Origin of the sequence: Metabacillus fastidiosus NBRC 101226 (genome assembly GCF_001591625.1) — a bacterium.
Taxonomy (GTDB): Bacteria; Bacillota; Bacilli; order Bacillales; family Bacillaceae; genus Metabacillus; species Metabacillus fastidiosus.
The window spans coordinates 13,358-28,850 of the sequence record NZ_BCVG01000005.1 but is presented as its reverse complement, the minus strand read 5'-3'; the positions used below and the strand labels follow the sequence as shown (position 1 = coordinate 28,850).

At 37.2% G+C, this 15,493-nt stretch carries 17 protein-coding genes; all 17 read right to left on the bottom strand.

Translation table 11 applies throughout. The features are described from left to right. Nucleotides 1–28: 28 nt before the first annotated feature. The 17 genes from xerC to rpsP all read right to left on the bottom strand — a co-directional run bounded on the left by xerC (nt 29) and on the right by rpsP (nt 15,453). Entirely contained in the window at nt 29–937 is a 909-nt protein-coding gene (gene xerC, locus BFA01S_RS02450) for a tyrosine recombinase XerC (RefSeq protein WP_066225381.1), read from the bottom strand. Nucleotides 938–998: 61 nt separating this feature from the next. After that, nucleotides 999–2,309 carry an FADH(2)-oxidizing methylenetetrahydrofolate--tRNA-(uracil(54)-C(5))-methyltransferase TrmFO gene (trmFO, locus tag BFA01S_RS02445; protein WP_066225379.1) on the bottom strand — a complete coding sequence of 437 codons (1,311 nt, stop codon included), beginning with the start codon at nt 2,307–2,309 and terminating at the stop codon, nt 999–1,001. Between the two features lie 59 nt (nt 2,310–2,368). Then, a complete protein-coding gene (gene topA, locus BFA01S_RS02440; protein WP_066225377.1) occupies nt 2,369–4,444 on the bottom strand; it encodes a type I DNA topoisomerase in 2,076 nt (691 codons plus the stop codon). Nucleotides 4,445–4,643: 199 nt separating this feature from the next. Continuing rightward, on the bottom strand, nt 4,644–5,519 hold the full coding sequence (gene dprA, locus BFA01S_RS02435; RefSeq protein WP_066225375.1) for a DNA-processing protein DprA: 876 nt from the start codon (nt 5,517–5,519) through the stop codon (nt 4,644–4,646). A gap of 61 nt (nt 5,520–5,580) precedes the next feature. Next, nucleotides 5,581–6,483: a succinate--CoA ligase subunit alpha gene (gene sucD, locus BFA01S_RS02430; RefSeq protein ID WP_066225373.1), complete on the bottom strand. Its 903-nt coding sequence runs from the start codon at nt 6,481–6,483 to the stop codon at nt 5,581–5,583. A 22-nt stretch (nt 6,484–6,505) separates the two neighbouring features. Beyond that, a complete protein-coding gene (gene sucC / locus BFA01S_RS02425) occupies nt 6,506–7,666 on the bottom strand; it encodes an ADP-forming succinate--CoA ligase subunit beta (RefSeq protein ID WP_066225371.1) in 1,161 nt (386 codons plus the stop codon). Nucleotides 7,667–7,811: 145 nt separating this feature from the next. Further along, entirely contained in the window at nt 7,812–8,093 is a 282-nt protein-coding gene (locus tag BFA01S_RS02420) for an EscU/YscU/HrcU family type III secretion system export apparatus switch protein (RefSeq protein WP_066225365.1), read from the bottom strand. Beyond that, complete coding sequence (locus BFA01S_RS02415; protein ID WP_066225363.1) at nt 8,090–10,174, bottom strand: hypothetical protein; 2,085 nt, start codon at nt 10,172–10,174, stop codon at nt 8,090–8,092. Before BFA01S_RS02415 ends, BFA01S_RS02420 begins: the two co-directional genes overlap by 4 nt. Before the next feature lie 19 nt (nt 10,175–10,193). Next, nucleotides 10,194–10,958 carry a ribonuclease HII gene (rnhB, locus tag BFA01S_RS02410; RefSeq protein WP_066225361.1) on the bottom strand — a complete coding sequence of 255 codons (765 nt, stop codon included), beginning with the start codon at nt 10,956–10,958 and terminating at the stop codon, nt 10,194–10,196. A gap of 117 nt (nt 10,959–11,075) precedes the next feature. After that, entirely contained in the window at nt 11,076–11,942 is an 867-nt protein-coding gene (gene ylqF / locus BFA01S_RS02405) for a ribosome biogenesis GTPase YlqF (protein ID WP_066225359.1), read from the bottom strand. Between the two features lie 26 nt (nt 11,943–11,968). Further along, on the bottom strand, nt 11,969–12,526 hold the full coding sequence (lepB, locus tag BFA01S_RS02400) for a signal peptidase I (RefSeq protein ID WP_066225356.1): 558 nt from the start codon (nt 12,524–12,526) through the stop codon (nt 11,969–11,971). Nucleotides 12,527–12,731: 205 nt separating this feature from the next. Beyond that, entirely contained in the window at nt 12,732–13,076 is a 345-nt protein-coding gene (rplS, locus tag BFA01S_RS02395) for a 50S ribosomal protein L19 (RefSeq protein WP_066225353.1), read from the bottom strand. A 148-nt stretch (nt 13,077–13,224) separates the two neighbouring features. Next, entirely contained in the window at nt 13,225–13,953 is a 729-nt protein-coding gene (gene trmD / locus BFA01S_RS02390) for a tRNA (guanosine(37)-N1)-methyltransferase TrmD (protein WP_066225351.1), read from the bottom strand. Beyond that, nucleotides 13,953–14,474, bottom strand: a complete 522-nt coding sequence (gene rimM / locus BFA01S_RS02385; protein ID WP_066225349.1) for a ribosome maturation factor RimM — start codon at nt 14,472–14,474, stop codon at nt 13,953–13,955. Before rimM ends, trmD begins: the two co-directional genes overlap by 1 nt. 11 nt (nt 14,475–14,485) lie before the next feature. Continuing rightward, nucleotides 14,486–14,866 (bottom strand): YlqD family protein, encoded by a 381-nt coding sequence (locus BFA01S_RS02380; protein WP_066225347.1) that lies wholly within the window; start codon nt 14,864–14,866, stop codon nt 14,486–14,488. 69 nt (nt 14,867–14,935) lie between these two features. Beyond that, nucleotides 14,936–15,181 carry a KH domain-containing protein gene (locus BFA01S_RS02375; RefSeq protein ID WP_174521576.1) on the bottom strand — a complete coding sequence of 82 codons (246 nt, stop codon included), beginning with the start codon at nt 15,179–15,181 and terminating at the stop codon, nt 14,936–14,938. Further along, a complete protein-coding gene (gene rpsP / locus BFA01S_RS02370; RefSeq protein ID WP_066225345.1) occupies nt 15,181–15,453 on the bottom strand; it encodes a 30S ribosomal protein S16 in 273 nt (90 codons plus the stop codon). Before rpsP ends, BFA01S_RS02375 begins: the two co-directional genes overlap by 1 nt. Nucleotides 15,454–15,493: the final 40 nt, after the last annotated feature.

Here is a 15,493-nt window from a genome sequence, read left to right as displayed (position 1 = left end):
GTACAATTTTATTTATCGTTTTCAAAAATTATGCTCTTGGATGGTGTGTCATATAAATTCTCTTTAAGTGATCTTTCGTGACATGTGTATATATTTGTGTAGACGATAAATGTTCATGCCCTAACAGCTCTTGTACACTTCTCATATCGGCACCTTCATTTAATAAATGTGTCGCAAATGTATGACGGAACATATGCGGATGAATATGAACGATCGTGGATGTCTTTTTTATTAATTCATTTAAAATATACTGAATACCGCCAACTGTTAAAGCGCCACCCCGATTATTAACAAAAAGGTAGGAATGCTTTTCTGTCTGCTTTAATTTCGCCATCAATATTTCTCTGCCAGAAGCAATATATTGTTCAAGTGCTTCATGTGCATAACTGCCAAAAGGAACATATCTTTGCTTCCCGCCCTTACCATTAACAAGAACTGTACCAACAGAAAAATCAAGGTCTTCAAGACGGATTCCACAGCATTCACTAACACGAATTCCTGTTCCATATAAAACTTCTAATATCGCCTGATTTCTTTGACCGAGGGGTGTAGCAATATCTGATATTGTGAATAGCTTTTCCAGCTCTTCTTCAAATAAAAACTGTGGAATTTTCTGTTCTTTTTTCGGTAAAGATACGAGAGAAAATGGATTTTCGGCAACATGTTTTTCCCTCATAAGAAAATGATAAAAGGATCTTAAAGATGAAATTTTTCGAGAGATCGTTTTCCTTGCAAAACTTCTTTTATGTAATTCTGTTAAATATAAACGTATATCTGTATATGTTACTTGCTGCAATGTATCAATTGCCTCTTTTTTTATAAAAGTAAAAAAATCTTTAATATCAGCTTCATATGTTACAATTGTAAGCTGTGAATAATTTTTTTCAATTTGTAAATATTCGATGAAAAACGTTAAATATTTATTTAATTTCTCCATTTTAACACCTCACAAGGGCTCCTAAATGTTATCATACATTCAGCAGCCCTTGCAAATGATATCACATATCTCTCGAAATTTTTCGAATTGTTTCAAGCGCTCTATTAGCGAGTGCTTCGTAGCGTTCTTTTTTATTTCTAATTCTTTCTGGAAGCTCTGCGATAATACCAAAATTCGCATTCATCGGCTGGAAGTTTTTAGAGTTCGTCGTTGTAATATAACGTGACATGCTTCCGATAGCTGTTTCATGCGGAAATTCGATAAGCTCTTTTCCTAAAATAAGATTTGCTGCATTTATCCCGGCAACAAGTCCTGATGCTGCTGATTCTACATATCCTTCCACACCTGTCATTTGTCCTGCAAAAAATAAATTTTCACGGCCCTTATACTGATATGTCGGTTTTAATAGATTTGGTGAGTTAATAAAAGTATTTCGATGCATAACACCGTAGCGAACAATTTCTACATTTTCTAAACCCGGGATAAGAGAAAGCACTTCTTTTTGTGGACCCCATTTTAAATGTGTTTGGAAACCGACAAGATTATAAAGTGTTCCCGCTGCATCATCTTGTCGAAGCTGAACGACTGCATGTGGTCTTTTTCCTGTTTTTGGATCTTCTAATCCAACTGGCTTAAGCGGTCCAAACAGCATCGTTTTCTTTCCTCTTCCTGCCATTACTTCAATCGGCATGCATCCTTCAAAGAAAATTTCTTTCTCGAATTCTTTAAGTGGAACAGTCTCAGCTGCAATAAGCGCTTCATAAAAACGGTCAAATTCTTCCTCTGTCATCGGACAGTTTAAATAAGCTGCTTCCCCTTTATCATAGCGGGATTTTAAATACACTTTATCCATATCGATACTTTCTTTTTCAATGATCGGTGCTGCTGCATCGTAGAAATATAAATATTCTTCACCTGTTAATGTTTTTAACTGTTCTGATAAGCTTTGAGATGTTAACGGACCTGTTGCAATAATCGTTGGCCCTTCCGGAATTTCTGTTACTTCCTCATTTACAACTGTCACATTCGGATGATTTTTCACACGGTCTGTTACTTTATCAGCGAACTCATGACGGTCAACTGCAAGTGCGCCGCCTGCTGGAACCGCACAGTCATCGGCTGATCGTATAATGACAGAATCGAGCATTCTCATTTCTTCTTTTAGAACACCGACCGCATTTGTTAACGTATTTGCACGCAATGAGTTGCTGCATACGAGTTCAGCAAATTTATCAGTATGATGTGCAGGTGTTTGTTTAACAGGTCTCATTTCATATAAACGGACTTGAATTCCTCTTTTTGCAAGCTGCCATGCCGCTTCACTTCCCGCTAAGCCGGCTCCAATAACATTTACGATCGTACTATTGTTCATTATCTTTTCCTCCATATTTAAAAAACTAAGTGAAAGAAGGTGAGCGCTTATATGCTCACCTAACTTTGCGGTTCCTCTTTGTAATCACATTTCATACATTGAACTTGTACACCTTTTTTCAATTTCTTCTCTACGAGCACGCTTTCACATTTCGGGCACGCTCTTGCAATCGGCTTATCCCAAGAAAGGAAATCACATTCCGGGAACTGATCGCAGCCATAAAATATTCGGCGCTTTTTTGATTTTCGTTCAACAATATTTCCATTTTCACAATTTGGACATTTCACACCGATTTCTTTTACAATCGGCTTCGTATTACGGCAGTCTGGAAAATTAGAGCATGCCATGAACTTTCCATAACGGCCCATTTTAAAGACCATCGGGTGACCGCATTCTTCACAATCTTCCCCAGCTGGTTCATCCTTTATTTCAACCTTTTCCATTTCGACTTCCGCTTTTTCAATTCTCTTTGCAAAGTCTTTATAAAAATCATCAAGAATTTCCACCCATTGTACGTTGCCATCTTCGACTTCATCGAGACTATTTTCCATTTGCACAGTAAATTCCACATTAATAATTTCCGGGAAAAATTCTCTTACAAGCTCCAGTACAATTTCCCCAAGCTCTGTCGGAACGAAGCGCTTGTTATCAAGTGCAGTATATCCGCGCCTTTGAATTGTATCAAGTGTTGGAGCATATGTCGACGGGCGGCCAATACCTAGTTCTTCCAGTGTTTTTACGAGCCTTGCCTCTGTATAACGTGGTGGAGGCTGTGTGAAATGCTGAGCAGGTTCAAGATCTTTGGAAAATATCTCATCCCCGTTTTCAAGATCTGGAAGCATTTTATTTTTCTCTTCCGCCTGATCATCGCTTCCTTCTACATACACTTTCATAAAGCCGGAAAACTTAACTTTTGAGCCTGTTGCACGGAATATAACTTCATTATTATTAAGATCAACGCTCATCGTATCAAGAATAGCCTGTGCCATTTGACTTGCTACGAATCGTTCCCAAATAAGTTTGTAAAGTCTTAATTGGTCCCTGCTTAGAAACTCTTTTAAACTATTTGGTTCCCGCGTTGCTGATGTAGGACGGATCGCTTCATGGGCATCTTGTGCATTTGAATTATTTTTTGGCGCTCTTTTAACAGTCGCTGTATATTCTTCACCGTATTTCTCAATAATAAATTCTTTTGCTTCCGTTTCTGCCGTTTCTGAAATCCTCGTTGAATCCGTTCTCATGTATGTAATGAGACCGACTGTTCCATCAGCACCTAAATCGATTCCTTCATAAAGCTGCTGGGCAATCATCATTGTCTTCCTTGCCCTGAAGTTCAATTTTCTAGCCGCTTCCTGCTGTAAAGTAGATGTTGTAAAAGGAAGGGCAGGATTTCTACGGCGTTCCTTTTTTGTTACATTTTGTACAGTGAAATTATTTCCATCTAAATGTTTTAATATGTTCTGTACATCTTCTTCTGTTTTTAATTCTACCTTTTTACCATCCATCCCGTAAAATGAGCCTTCAAATTCACGGTTTCCTTTTAAAAAGCTGCTTTCGATTGTCCAATATTCTTCAGGAACAAATTCATTAATTTCTTTTTCTCTATCAATGATTAATCGTAAAGCAACAGACTGCACTCTTCCTGCGCTTAATCCCTTTTTCACCTTTTTCCAAAGGATCGGGCTTATTTTATAACCAACTAAACGGTCAAGAATTCGGCGTGCCTGCTGGGCATCAACAAGATCCATATTGATCGCGCGAGGATGTTTGAATGATTCTTTAATGGCATCTTTCGTAATTTCATTAAAAACAACGCGGCAATCTGAATGCACATCAAGATCTAAACTATGTGCCAAATGCCATGCAATCGCTTCCCCTTCACGATCTGGATCGGCTGCCAGATATACTTTCTTTGCTTTTTTTGCAGCTGTTCTTAATTCCTTCAGGACATTTCCTTTCCCTCGGATCGTTATATACTTCGGTTCAAAATTCTTTTCTACATCAACGCCAATCTGACTTTTCGGTAAATCACGAACATGTCCCATCGACGCTTTCACTTTATATTTTTTTCCTAAATAACGTTCAATCGTCTTTGCTTTTGCAGGCGATTCAACGATAACTAAGTAATCAGACATCTTTTATTTCCTCCTTAAAGAGGTCTCTCTCTTTTTCATTTCCTATTCACTTGTAAAAATTGTTTATTCGTTTGTAAATCTCCACTATTATTAAATATTCATATCCGTTTTGTCAAACAGTAAATTTATTTTTCTTTCATTTCTATAAAGGAAATCACTTAAATAATTGACTAAACAGATAGAATTTTGTCGTATATTTTTAAATAATTTGATCAAATTCTTCTGTTATATCATTTGCAGTCGTTACTAATTTTGCTCCCTGTTGGATAAGCTCATTTGTCCCTGCATAATTTTCGTCAAAAATAGAGCCGGGAACAGCAAAAACTTCACGGTTTTGCTCAAGTGCCTGATGAGCTGTAATGAGGGAACCACTTCTTTTTTTCGCTTGGATAATAATTGTTCCTAAACCGAGACCGCTAATAATCCGATTTCTCAGTGGGAAATGCCATTTTTGAGGAATAGTTGCTGGTGGAAATTCTGAGAGGAGAATATGTTTTTCACTAATTTCTCGGGCTATTCGCCAGTTTTCTTTCGGATATAAATGATAAAAGCCACCACCGATTACCGCAATCGTTTTCCCATTGTTTTCAAGTGTTAATTTATGCGCGAATGTATCAATACCTTTTGCCAGTCCGCTTACGATAATCCAGCCTTCTCTTACAAGCGGCTTTATAAATTTTTCGACAGTTTCTATTCCATTTTTCGATGGTGTCCGTGTACCAACAATACTAATTATTTTCTTTAATTGAAAAAGACTTAGATCCCCTTTGCAAAATAAAAAAGGTGGAGGATCTGCAATATTTTTTAATAATTTAGGATAAAGGACATTTGTTAAAGGAAGGAAAGAAATTTTTTCATCATCGTATTTTTTTAATAGCTTATTCACATCAATCGACTCGTAATCCGCATGGAACGACTTAATTTTTTCATTAGATAATTTAAAATAATGATTCCAATGCTGATCATTTAGCTCATCAATAATTTGCAATGTGGGGTCCATTTGAATAAGTTTCAAAATAATCTGATTCGACATTCCACGACAATGTGCCAATATGAAAAGTTTTTTCGTTTCCATTTTATCCACCTTATATTTAATAGTAGAAAAGAAGGAACAATCATTGTTCCTTCTTTTATCATTAGTGTGTTCTACATTTATCATATAACCCTTTTTCTTTTAAAACAGAAATTAATGTTTCACCCATAACAGATGGTGTTTCTGCTACTTTAATTCCGCATGCATTCATCGTTTTGATCTTTTCTTCTGCCGTTCCTTTACCGCCTGAAATGATCGCACCGGCATGGCCCATCCGTTTACCTGGAGGCGCTGTTTGTCCGCCAATGAAGCCTACAACCGGTTTTGTCATATTTGCTTTTACCCATTCAGCAGCCTCTTCTTCCGCTGTACCGCCAATTTCACCGATCATAATGACAGCGTATGTTTCCGCGTCTTCATTGAACGCTTTTAATACGTCAATGAAATTAGTTCCATTTACAGGATCACCGCCAATACCGACTGCTGTCGATTGGCCGATTCCTTCCTGTGTAAGCTGGTGAACAGCTTCATATGTTAAAGTACCTGAACGGGAAACAACACCAACATGGCCTTTCTTATGAATATAGCCAGGCATAATACCGATTTTACATTCATCAGGCGTAATAACTCCCGGACAGTTCGGTCCGACCAGACGTGTCTTCTTTCCCTCCATATAGCGCTTTACCTTTACCATATCTAGAACAGGTATATGCTCTGTAATACAAATGACGATATCAAGCTCTGCATCAACCGCTTCAATAATCGCATCAGCAGCGAAAGGAGCGGGTACATAAATAACAGAGGCGTTCGCACCTGTTGTTTGTACCGCATCAATGACCGTATTAAAAACAGGTAATCCTTCTACCTCTGTACCACCTTTACCAGGCGATGTTCCGCCAACGATATTCGTTCCGTACTCAAGCATTTGCTTCGTATGGAATAATGCAGTTGAACCAGTAATACCTTGTACGATTACTTTTGTATCTTTGTTAATAAATACACTCATTTATTCGTCCCCTCCCTTTCCGTTAACCGACTAATGAAACGATTTTTTTAGCACCATCTGCCATAGATTCAGCAGATGTAATGTTTAAGCCTGATTCATTTAAAATCTTTTTGCCAATCTCAACATTCGTTCCTTCGAGTCGAACGACTAAGGGAATCGATAATCCGACTTGTTTTGTCGCTTCGACAACACCTTCTGCAATGACATCACATTTCATAATTCCTCCAAAAATATTAACGAAAATCCCTTTAACATTTTGGTCAGATAAAATAATTTTAAATGCTTCTGTTACCTTTTCTGCTGTTGCCCCGCCGCCAACATCAAGGAAGTTTGCCGGGTCTCCACCATAAAATTTAATAATATCCATCGTTGCCATCGCAAGGCCTGCACCGTTAACCATGCAGCCGATATTTCCATCTAATGAAATATAGCTTAAATCATATTTTGATGCTTCAATTTCCTTTTCATCCTCTTCTTCTAAATCACGATACTCTAAAATATCTTTATGGCGATATAAAGCATTGGAATCAAAATTCAACTTGGCATCAAGGGCCATTACATTTCCATCACCAGTTACAACTAGCGGGTTAATTTCAGCAATGGAACAATCTTTTTCTATAAAAACTTTATATAAACCTAGCATAAATGCTGCAGCTTTATTAATTAATTCTCGAGGAATATTAATATTAAATGCAATTCTACGAGCTTGATAGCTTTGAAGACCGATTGCAGGATCAATTGTTTCTTTAAATATTTTTTCAGGTGTCTTCTCTGCTACTTCTTCAATTTCAGTACCGCCCTCTTCAGATGCCATTAAGACGATACGGCTCGTTGCACGATCTAAAACGAGTCCAATATAATATTCTTTTTTAATATCGCAGCCTTCTTCAATAAGCAAGCGCTTTACTTCCTTGCCTTCAGGCCCCGTCTGATGTGTGATAAGTGTTTTACCGAGAATCTCCTCAGCATATGTACGAACTTCTTCTATATTTTTCGCCACTTTTACACCACCGGCTTTCCCACGTCCGCCAGCATGTATCTGTGCCTTTACGACTGTTACATCTGTACCTAATTGTTTCGCAGCCTCTACCGCTTCATCAGCCGAAAAAGCAACGCGTCCATTCGGTACCATAACACCGTATTTTCTTAGCAGTTCTTTCCCTTGATACTCATGGATATTCATTTTTTATCCTCCCTAAAAGAAAAAATAGACTGCGCTTTCATTTTATTAAATAGTTTGTACATTGTCTAGCATATCATGGAAATTGCTATAGTGAAACTTCCTTCAGGAGGATTTTTTCATCTCTCCTGAAGATTAGCTGGATTTCCTATTTTTTCTTTCCTGTCATATTATCAATCCTATAAATAAAAGCGAATATTTCGGCAACTGCTTCGTATAATTCTTCAGGGATTTGCTGGTGGATTTCAAGCTTTGATAATACTTCGACAAGGGATGGGTCTTCCTGAATATGAACATTATTTTTAGTAGCTTCTTTAATTATATTTTCAGCTATATATCCTTTTCCTTTGGCAATCACTTTTGGAGCCTGAGTTAGTTCTTTATCATAGGTCAAAGCTACAGCCCGCTTTTTCTTTACGTCCTCTTTCATATCGTAATATCAACTCCCCCAGTGTATCCATTAGTTTTTGAATATACTTGCGGTCTTGTTAATTTTACTTTTTCTTCGTCTTTTTCCTGTGTAAATGGACGAACTTTAATAGAAGACAATTGATAGTTCATTTCTAGTAAACTTTCTTTTAAACTATCTGTCTGCATTTTAACTAATCCATCTAAATATTCATTATTATTTAAAACAGATATTGTTAAAATCCGGTTCTGAATATGAACATCAATCATTACTTCCTCTAAATACAATAACTCAAGATAAAATAGAATTCGGCAGTAGTTAGGATCAATCGTTCCATCAGCACGTTTTTGTCCATTCCACTGGATCGTTAAATCTGTTTCATGTGTACCTAAGTTTAACGGAATTTGTGTAATGATTTGCTGTGTTGGACCATTATCTTGATGAAGAAGTGTATTTCCATTCAATCTTAAAATAAGCTGATCAATTTGTTCACGTACAGCTGGAATCTGAACATCTTTTTGCGCAGCTATTAACATTTGTTTAAGTCCGTTCAAATTTTCTTCTACCTTCGTAAAGCCTTCTTTACTTAACTGCTGTAAAAGGGATATTTCCCCTTTCTGTCCTAATTTTTCATCCAAAGCTGTAAATAGCTGCAAAACATCCTGCTTCGTCTCTATAATAGGGATTTGACTGATAACACGTTGAAGCAGAGTTATTTCTCCTTTTGTAAACTGTTCACTGCTATTATTTACTGCTTGATTTGCTGTCATTGGTAATGCTCTCTCATTTATCGCCTGTTCTTTAGGGATATTAGCAAGCGTTGCTTCTGATTTTACTTCATTCCCTCCATCAGATTGGACAATGACAAGCTGATTTTGCACTAATGAATTGCTTTTATTGCTTGCTGCATTTATCTGGCTTCCTGTATTTATATTTACCTGTACTTTTGCTTCTTGTTCCCTGCTTGGTTGGACAAGAACAGACTCTATTTGCGCTTGCTGACTATTTTTGTTCATTAGCACTTGAGATTGTTCACTTGATTGCACTGCTGTAGATGAACTCGTTTGTGGTTTTACCTGGCTCTCTCCAGCCACCTGATTTTGCACTTGCTGTTGAATATTTTTATTTATTAGTAATGGTGACTGCTCATTAGGCTGCATCACGCCCGCTTGCAGCCTTATTTGCTCTCCTTGAGCCGGTTGGTTAACTATTCCTTGTCCACTGCTTTTATTCGTTAACGTCGCAGTCTGGGCATTATTCTGCCCTGCTGATTCCATCTTCACTAACTCCTCTTGCAGCATATTTAAAATAGAAGATTGATTTTGTCCCGGCTGTGCAAGTTTATTTATGAGTGATACGATGGTTTGAACATCTTGTTTCGCTGTTTTTGGATTATTCATTTCTTTCATTAATGCTGCAATTATTTTTTCCTTATAGTTTTCAAGCGGTTTTTGCAAGATTTCCAGAAGGTTATTTTTCAAATCAGTAATCGTCTTTGTCCCGCTTCGCTCTAAATTTAAATTAGTATGCAGGGACTGAAGGTTTTTATTTAATGCTTCTTCGCTTTGAGCAGCAGTAAGCGATTTAATGACACTTTCTGTCATTGGCAAGTTTTTATTTAAAGCAAAGAGAATTGCCTGAACAGCCTTTTCCTGATCCATTCTCGGTATCGACTTTAGCAGTTGGAGCGCCGCTGATAATTCTGCTTTTGTAAAAGAAATGTTTTGTTTCATCAGCTCTGTTACAAGCATCATATTTTCTTTCGTTGGACGAATTTGCATAAGCGAGAGAAGGTCTTTCGCCTGCTGTACGGCTGTTAATTTTTCTCCTACTGCTTCTTTTAATACCTTTAGCTGGATACCACCTGTTTCATCCGTACCCTTTACAACGAACCAATAATTTTGCAAGGAGTTTAAAGCAGTTTCCAGCTGAGCAACCATTTTTGTCTGCCCGATTTGAATCATTGCCTTCTGGTCGAGGAAAAGCTTTGTCACTTTTCCAATGACGATTTCATTTTCTTTTAATGACAGCGTCTGATCATTTTTAATCATCTCTTGTGCCACTTGTTTAAATACGTTTTTCATCGCCATAATCGGTTCCATTTAAACACCCTCCCTACTTCTATACTAAGTTTTTCACCGGTGCGAAACTTTTTCGATGCTGTTGTATTGGGCCATATTTATATAAAGCCTCTAAATGTGCTTTCGTCCCGTAACCCATATGCTTATCAAAACCATATTCTGGATAGTCTTTAGCAAGATCTTGCATCATACGGTCTCTTGTCACTTTTGCAATACATGAACTGGCCGCGATGGAGACACTTTTTGCATCTCCTTTAATAATTGCCTGCTGCGGAATTGAAACTTGTAATTCCATCGCATCAAGCAATAAATAATCAGGCTTTATTGTTAGGTTTTTAATTGCCTCTGTCATTGCAAGCTTTGTCGCCTCATAAATATTCACTTCATCAATCACTTCTGATGAAATAATACCGATCCCAACGGCAAGAGCATTTTCATTTATAAAGTGAAAAAACTCTTCTCTTTTTTTCTCTGATAATTTCTTAGAATCCGTTAATCCAGGTAAATAAAAATCTTCAGGTAAAATAACAGCCGAGCTAACGACTGGACCTGCTAAAGGACCTCTTCCGACTTCATCAATGCCTGCAATGAACTGGTAGCCAAGCTGACGAGCTTTTCCCTCGTACTCTGACATAGTTAAAAATAAATTTCGGTCACTTTCGTCTTTTTCATATTGTTTCATCCATCTATTAACGAGCTGCTGGACAGTTTTTCGAGTGTCTTCCTTACATTCCTTTAAAAAAGGATCGTTAATAGAAGTAATATTTTCTAATTTCATCTTAATTTCTTTTGAAGATAATGTCATATGCCTCACCTTTCAATTACTGTTTATATCGGTTTATTTAAAAATAAATAAAGTTCAACGAATGATCATAGAGGGTCTCAACCCAACTCTCATCACTCATTGAACTTTTAGACTTTATTATTCTTCCTTATGAAAATCAGCCGGTGTTTCAAACGTCAGCCTTCCGAGCTTTTCAGAACGAAGCTCTCTTAATACAAGCTCAGACGTTTTATCATAATCAATATAACCGCCTGACATGAGACAGCCACGTTTCTTTCCGATTTCATCGAATAATGGGACGATATCCTCATCATCAAATTGCTCTATTCCATATCGTTCCTTTAATCTTTCAGGATAGTTTTCCTTCAAAAACTTCAATGCATAAACAGTAATTTCCTGTAAATTTAAAATTGTGTCTTTTATCGCACCAGTCGTCGCAAGCTTCAACCCTACTAATTGATCTTCAAATTTCGGCCATAAAATACCCGGTGTATCAAGCAGCTCTAATTCCTTGCCAACTTTCACCCATTGCTGTGCTGTTGTTACCCCTGGTCTATTACCCGTTTTTGCAATATTTTTGTTTGCTAGACGGTTAATAAGCGTTGATTTTCCGACGTTTGGAATTCCGATAATTAACGCTCTAATCGCTCTTGGCTTCACACCTTTTGCCGCTAAACGGTCAAACTTCTCACGCAGTATTACTTTTGATAGTGTAATAATCTGCTTTAAACCTGTTCCCGTCTGCGAATCGATCGCAAGTGCGGGAATATCTTTTTGTTTAAAATAGGCGATCCATTCATTCGTCACTTTTTCATCAGCCATATCTGCTTTATTTAATAAAACAATTCTTGGCTTCATGGAAACAATTTCATCGATCATTGGATTTCGGGAAGACATCGGCAGCCTTGCATCAACAAGTTCAAACACAATATCAATATACTTTAATTTTTCTGTCACTTGTCTGCGGGCTTTTGCCATATGACCTGGAAACCATTGAATTGCCATATTAAATCACACCTTTTGCTACAACATTATTTTACGAATCTTACATCTGATAAAGGCCAGAAGACAAAACTAGTTTTCCCCATTACTTCATCGATAGGAACTGTCCCAATTTGACGGCTGTCCTTACTGTACCTCCGGTTATCACCCATAACGAAAATTTCCCCTTCAGGAACAGTTGTTTTTCCAGTTCTCTCTTCAAGCGTGAATGATTCTGTTAAAGGACCGTCTAAAAGCTCCTTTTTATATTCATCCAAATAAGGTTCATCATATTTTTTACCATTAATATAAAGCGTATCATCTTTATATTCGACATGATCGCCAGGTAAACCGATTACCCTCTTAATATAATCCTTTTCCTCAGTCGCATGGAATACAACGATATCAAAGCGTTCCGGTTCGCCTATTTTATAGCCTAATTTATTAACAATCATCCGGTCTTGCGTATGTAATGTCGGCATCATCGATTCACCATCCACAATAATTGGTGTGAAAAATAAATATCTAATAGCTCCTACTACAAGAAAAGCAATTCCCAATGCAATGACCCAATCCAAAAACTCGTTTCTCTTTTTCTTCTCCGTCATAACTTCACCTGCTTATACAATCAAAATTTATTTCTAAGTATAACTATACATTAATACGACATCATTCTACAACTTCTACAAAAGAGATTTTTCTATTCTTATATCAATGGTTAGTTCCATATGTATTATGTAGGGAATAAAGTGAAAAAGGGACTTGTCAATAAACAAGCCCCCCTTTTTTACATTTATATAATAAATGTAATTATTATCGAATTTCTTTAATACGTGCAGCTTTTCCACGTAATTGACGTAAGTAATAAAGTTTCGCACGGCGTACTTTACCACGACGAATTACTTCAAGCTTCTCGATCTTTGGTGTGTGTACTGGGAATGTACGCTCAACGCCTACACCGTAAGAAATCTTACGTACTGTAAATGTTTCGCTAATACCGCCACCACGACGCTTGATCACAACGCCTTCAAACACCTGAATACGTTCACGAGTACCCTCGATAATTCTAACGTGTACGCGTACTGTATCACCAGGACGGAATGCAGGAAGATCAGATTTTAACTGTTCTTTTGTGATATCTTGAATTAATTGTTGCATTCTTTTCAACTCCTTCCAACAGATGCTCTTACGAAACCTTTCTGGTCGTAGCGGAACACCCTTTTAAGACCGTAAAACGAATAATATCCGCTCTCCAAGTCACGAGATTTATCATAACATATACATATAGTAGAATCAATAGTTTTCGCTATTTTTCAAACTCTTTTAACCATTGTTTTTGTTTTTCAGACAAAGGGTAGTTATTTAATAAATCAGGTCTTCTTTCAGCTGTTCTGCGAAGTGATTCTTTTTCGCGCCATTCATCAATAAATTTATGATTTCCTGATAAAAGAACATCCGGGACCTTCATTCCACGGAAGTCACCCGGACGGGTATAATGCGGATGTTCCAGCAGTCCTGAACTAAATGAGTCAAGCACAGGTGAATCTTCGTTTCCAAGGACATCTGGAAGCAGCCTGACGACACTGTCTGCAATAACCATGGACGGCAGTTCTCCACCTGTTAATACAAAGTCACCGATTGAAATTTCGTCGGTTACGAGATGTTCACGAATTCTGTCATCATAGCCTTCATAATGACCGCAAATAAACAGCAAATGCTCTTCTTTCGCTAATTCCTCCGCCTTTTTCTGCGTATATGTCACACCTTGCGGACAGACGAGAATAATCCGCGGTTTTGTTTCTGATTCCTTTTTGATTGCTTCAACGGCATCGAAGATCGGCTGAGGCTTTAACACCATTCCTGCGCCGCCGCCATATGGGTAATCATCAACATTTTGATGCTTATCATCCGCATAATCCCGGAAATTAATGACATTAAAATGAACAGCGTTTTTTTCCTGTGCCTTCTTCAAAATAGATTGTCCTAAAACACCTTCAAACATTGCCGGAAACAACGTTAAAAAATCGATTCGCATTAGTCAATTAATCCTTCCATTAATGAAATGATTACTCGCTTTTCGTCCACATCAATTTCTTTTACAATATCATCAATATACGGGATAAGCGCATCTTTACGAGCTTTCCGTTTTACAACCCAAACATCGTTTGCCCCTGTTGTTAGAATCTCTCTGATTGTACCGATCTCTTCATCTTCTTCTGTGACAACTTTGCACCCGATAATTTCATGAAAATAAAATTCACCTTCATCAAGCTCACTAAGCTGCTCCTCCGGTACTTTCAAAAGAGAACCTTTAAATTTTTCCACATCTTGAATAAAAGGCATCCCTTCAAACGTCAGCAGATCAAATGACTTATGTACACGATGCGTGTCAACAATTACTTCCACCGGTTCATCATTATTCTCTGTGAAAATATAAAGCTTATTACCAGGCTCATATCTCTCATCTGCAAAGTCCGTTTTTGAAATAACTCGTACTTCGCCTCTTATACCGTGAGTATTGACGATTTTTCCAACATTAAACCATTTCTGTTCCATTTTATTCACCCCTAGCGTATTTGCTCAACAATTCCATCTTTAATAACAATTGTTTTTTCTTTTATAAGCTCATCCCAATTATCGCCTTCATTCACTTCGATAATCGCATCTATTTCTTTTTCTTTTATTTCCGTACCGAGCGGCAATATATGAACTTGTTCAAGCTGAAATTGAATATTTTTAATATCTTCATATCTTTTTTCAATTTCTTTCGTATATTTTGCACGAATATCAGGATTTTTTTTCGTTTTATTTATCTTTTTTAATTCAAAATAAAGCTGGTCACGCTCACGCTCTAATTGCTGTTTTCTTTTCTTGAATTGAGTAACTAACTGTTCTTTGCTTTTCTCTGTTATTACTTGTTTAATTGATACACGCTGGAGTATTTTCATTTTTGCCTCCTTCGTATCTTTTACTTTAATAAACGATTAAAAAAGGGGAGGAACTGCCCTCACCCTTTTTTAGTCGTTAATTTCAAGTTGTATTCGCTTTGATGAACTAGTTCCTGCTGCATATACAACAGTCCGAATCGCTTTTGCAATGCGACCTTGTTTCCCGATCACTTTTCCAATATCTTCTTTATGAACAGTGAGCTTAAAAGTAATATGACGTTCAAGCTCATGTTCTGTAATATTAATATTATCAGGATAATCGACAAGCGGTCTTACAATCGTTTCGATTAACTCTTTCATCTTCTGATCGTTCATTACTTGCTGTATTTAGCGTTGTGGAATTTTTCCATAATGCCTTCGTTTGAGAACAAGTTACGAACTGTATCAGATGGTTTTGCACCATTTTGCAGCCATTTTAATGCTAATTCTTCGTTAATTTTCACTTCAGCTGGTTGTGTAACTGGGTTATAAGTTCCAACTGTTTCAATGAAACGTCCATCACGTGGTGAACGAGAGTCTGCTACAACGATACGATAGAAAGGAGATTTTTTTGCTCCCATGCGTTTTAAACGAATTTTTACTGCCATTTAATATTGCACCTCCGAAAATGTTTCAACAAGATAGTAT